The following is a 4,299-nucleotide window of genomic DNA, read 5'->3' as shown; positions in this document are numbered from 1 at the left end:
TCGTCCACTTCGGTCACCGCCAGCGACAGGTCGAACTGGGTCGTCGTATTGGGCACGTCCACCGAAGACAGCGTCAGTCCCGGTAGCGACAGCTCTCCATCATTCGGTGTGTTGTTCAAGGCCAGCATGGCCTGGAAGAGCGGGCTGTGGCTCATGCTGCGCACCGGCTGCAGCGCTTCGACCACCTGCTCGAACGGCAGGTCCTGATGCGCGTAGGCGTCCAGCGTATTCACCTTCACCTGCTCCAGCAACTGCGCCACGCTCGGGTCGTCCTCCAGCCTGACCCGTAGGGCCAGCGTATTGACGAAGAAGCCGATCAGCGGTTCGATCTCCTTGCGCTGCCGGTTCGCCACCGGCGTGCCGATCACGATATCGTCCTGCCCCGACAGACGCGCCAGCAGCAACGCCCAGCCCGACAGCAGGGTCATGAACAGGGTCGCGCCATGACGGCGCCCCAGCGCCCGCAGTCCTTCCGTCACCGTTGCCGACAGCACGAACGGCACCATGCCACCCGCGTAGCTCTGCACGGCCGGACGCAGTTGGTCGGTCGGCAGCTCCAGCAGCGCCGGCGCGCCCGCCAACAGCTCCTTCCAGTAGCCGAGCTGACGCTCCAGCACCTCGCCCTGCAGCCAGTTACGCTGCCATACCGCATAGTCGGCATACTGGATCGCCAGCGGCGGCAGCGGATCTGCCTGGCCCTGGCTGAACGCCGTGTACAGCGCGCTCACTTCGCGCACCAGCACATTAATCGACCAGCCGTCCGAGATGATGTGATGCTGGGTCACTAGCAAAACGTACTCGTCCTGCATAAGCCTGAGCAGGCGGCCCCGGATCAGCGGGCCGGCTGACAGGTCGAACGGATGGGCTGCTTCATCCACGGCCTGCCGTGCCACTGCGGCTTCCTGCTCGTGGCCCACCAGGGCGCTCAGGTCGAACTGTTCCAGCATAAAGCCGGCATTGTCGGGGGCGAACAGCTGCACCACCTGGCCGTCGATGTTCGCAAACGTGGTGCGCAGACTTTCGTGACGCGCCACCATGCGGTCCAACGTGCGGCCCAGGGCCGCAACATCGAGCGTGCCGCGCAACCTGAGCGCGGCAGGGATATGATAGGCCGCACCGGCCGCCTGGTCGAACCGGTCCAGGAACCATAGACGCTGCTGCGCCCACGACAGCGGCACCGGCGCGCCGCGCTCGGCCACGCCGATTGGCGGCAGTGACGCCGCTGCGGCATGTGCCGCCACGTGCGCCAGTCCTTCCAGGGTCGGCGCCATGAAGACGTCGCGCAGCGCCACTTCGATGCCCAGCGCCTGCCGCAGCTGCGAAACCACCCGCACTGCCTGCAGCGAATGGCCGCCCAATTCAAAAAAATTATCGTGGCGCCCTGCACGCTCGACACCCAACAGTTCCTGCCAGATGCGGGCCAGCGTTTCTTCCACTTCACCTTGCGGCGTTTCATACTCCCGTGTTGCCAGCGCAGACTGGTCCGGTGCTGGCAGGGCCTTGCGGTCGATCTTGCCGTTTGGCGTAAGCGGGAATCGCTCCAACACCACGAAGGCGCCCGGCACCATGTATTCCGGCAGACTCGCCTGCAGGTATTCGCGCAGCGCGGCAGCGGTAACGTCGCGCCCATCCACCACAGTCAGGTAGGCCACCAGGCGCTTGTCGCCGACGATATCCTCGCGCATGATCACCATCGCGTCCTTCACATCTTCGTGCCGCGCGATCCTTGTCTCGATTTCGCCCAGTTCGATGCGGAAGCCGCGCAACTTGACCTGGAAATCATTCCTGCCCAAGTATTCGATATTACCGTCGGCCAGCCAACGGCCCAGATCACCCGTCTTGTACATGCGCGCACCATGCTGGCCGCCGAACGGGTCGGAGATGAATCGTTCCGCCGTCAGTTCCGGGCGATTCAGATAGCCTCGCGCCACGCCCGCACCGGCGATATAAATCTCCCCCGCGACCGCGACCGGAACCGGTCGCAGGTGGGAATCGAGGATATAGACGCGGGCATTGGCAATCGGTTTGCCGATCGGGATGTCCTGTTTCGGCAGCGGCGACTTGGCGTCAAAGGAGATCGTTGTCGCATGTACAGTCGCTTCCGTCGGACCGTAAGTATTCAGCCAGCGGCCCTGCGACAGCCCCGCAGCGCCTAACCAGCCGGCCAGATGCCGCAGGTCGGCCTTTTCTCCGCCGGTCACGACCAGGCGCAGCGCCTGGTCCGGCAGACAACGCCCGGCCTGCGCCTCCTGCGTCCACAGATGCCAGAATGCGGTCGGCACGTCCATCATGGTGATACCCTGCTGCTGCAGGAAGCGGATGAAGTGCTCGTCCGGCACCTTCAACTCGGCGGGGCGCAATACGACTCTTGCCCCGACCGACAAAGCGGGGAAGATTTCCGAAATCGAACTGTCGAAACCGAAAGATACAAATTGCAGCACACGGTCCTGGCTGGTCAGCGCATAGCAGTCGATACAGCTGAGGACCAGGTTGACCACGCTGGCGTGCTCGATCATCACCCCTTTCGGCGCGCCGGTCGAGCCAGACGTGTAGATTACGTAGGCCAGGTTGCGCGCGCTAAGACCGAGCCGGGATGGTTCCGGATTGCCAGGCCACGCCTCGCCAGCCGCATCATCCAGCCGGTCCGCATCGAGCGCCAGCACCGGGCATGCCAGATGCGCGCCCTGGAACAGGCCAAGGCTATCCCGCAGGCGGACTTGGGTCAGCAGCACGACCGGTTGGCAGTCCTCCATTACGTAAGCCAGACGGTCGGTCGGGTAAACCGGATCGAGTGGCACATACGCGGCCCCCGACTTTAGGATGCCCAGCAGACCGACGATCATGTCGATGCTGCGTTCGACGCAGATGGCGACACGGTCGTCAAGGCCAACACCCAGTCGTATCAGATGATGCGCCAGACCGTTGGCGCGCGCGTTAAGCTCGCGGTAAGTCAGGGACTGGTCCCCGAACACCAGGGCCATCGACTCAGGGCTGCGCTGCGCCTGTTCTTCAAACAGTCCGTGCAAGGTCTGCCCATGCGGGTAAGCCTGCGCGGTGCTATTCCATTCCGCCAGCAGTTGCTGGCGTTCCTGCGGTGGCAGCACTTCCACGGCGGTCGCCGGCGTACGCGGCGCCTGCACCAATGCCAGCACCAGATTCTCCAGCGCCGTCTGCATATAGCCGCAAATACGGCCTGGCGCGGCCTGCGCATTGCCCTGCACGGCCAGCACGAAGTCGTCGCCCCAGTCATCCACCGCCAAGCTGAGTGGATAGTTGGTGCGCTCCTCCGAGCGCAGCAATCCGATTCCACCCGATTCCGTCTGCGCGGTTTCCTGGTTCAGGGCGCTGTGCCGATAGTTTATCAAGGTGGTAAATAGGGGCGCGGACGGTTCCATGGCGCTGCAGCGCTGGGCCAACGACAACGGCGCCTGTTCATACGGCAGCATCTCGCGCAGCGCTGCTTCGGTCTGCGCCACCAGGGCGTCCACGCTGATGCCGTCCAGCTTCATCCGCAACGGCAACGTGTTAATAAACATGCCCAGCATATTGCGTGCACCCGCCGTGCCCTGCAGGCGCCCGGACAGCACGGTACCGAACACCACGTCGTCGCGTGCGCTGCAGACACCAACCACCAGCGCCCACGCCGCATGGAACAAGGTCGCCGGGCTGGTCTTGCGCTGCTTCGCCAGTTGGCGGATCGCATTGGCCAGCGCCGCGTCGAGCACCTTGTGCTCTTCCGTCGTATCTCTGCCGTCGCCGTGTACGTCGAGCAGATTGAACGGTGCCGTCGGCTCGGTCACATCGCCCAGCACCTTGCTGAAGTGGGCTTGCGCATCGTTGTTGCTGGCCTGGTGCAGCGCATGGGCCACGAATTCGCGGTAAGGCACGGGTGGCGCAAGGTGGTCGATGCTGCCGGCGAGATGGGCCTGCACCTCCGACACCAGCATCAGCTGCGAGGTCACGTCCTCGATCAGATGGTGGGCATGCAACAGCACATAGACCTTGGACGATTGCGGGGACTGCGCCGCGCTAACGCGCAGCATCGGCGCGACGGCCAGGTCCATCGGACGATAGAAGCGGCCGACAAGCGCGCTGCGCGCATCGGCGCTATCGCCCAGCTCCACCATGTCAATACTCAGATCGACCTGGCGATAGACGACCTGCACCGGAACACTCAGGTTCTCGGACAGGATCGCGGTGCGCAGCGCGTCATGCCGCGCGATGACCGTGCGCAGCGCTTCGATCAGCGCGTCGAACTGCGCACGCGAGTCAACCTCAAACAGCGATGGCAGCACATAG

Annotated in this window: 1 protein-coding gene; it reads right to left on the bottom strand. The window is 64.3% G+C overall.

The genetic code is table 11. The annotated features are described in order from the left end of the window. The coding region (locus tag HWE17_RS28280; protein WP_176391091.1) for a non-ribosomal peptide synthetase at nucleotides 1-4,299 on the bottom strand (4,299 nt) is incomplete at both ends.

This window comes from Janthinobacterium sp. BJB401 (assembly GCF_013372745.1).
In the GTDB taxonomy this organism is placed as follows: domain Bacteria; phylum Pseudomonadota; class Gammaproteobacteria; order Burkholderiales; family Burkholderiaceae_D; genus Janthinobacterium; species Janthinobacterium rivuli.
This window is presented reverse-complemented; position numbering and strand designations above follow the sequence as displayed.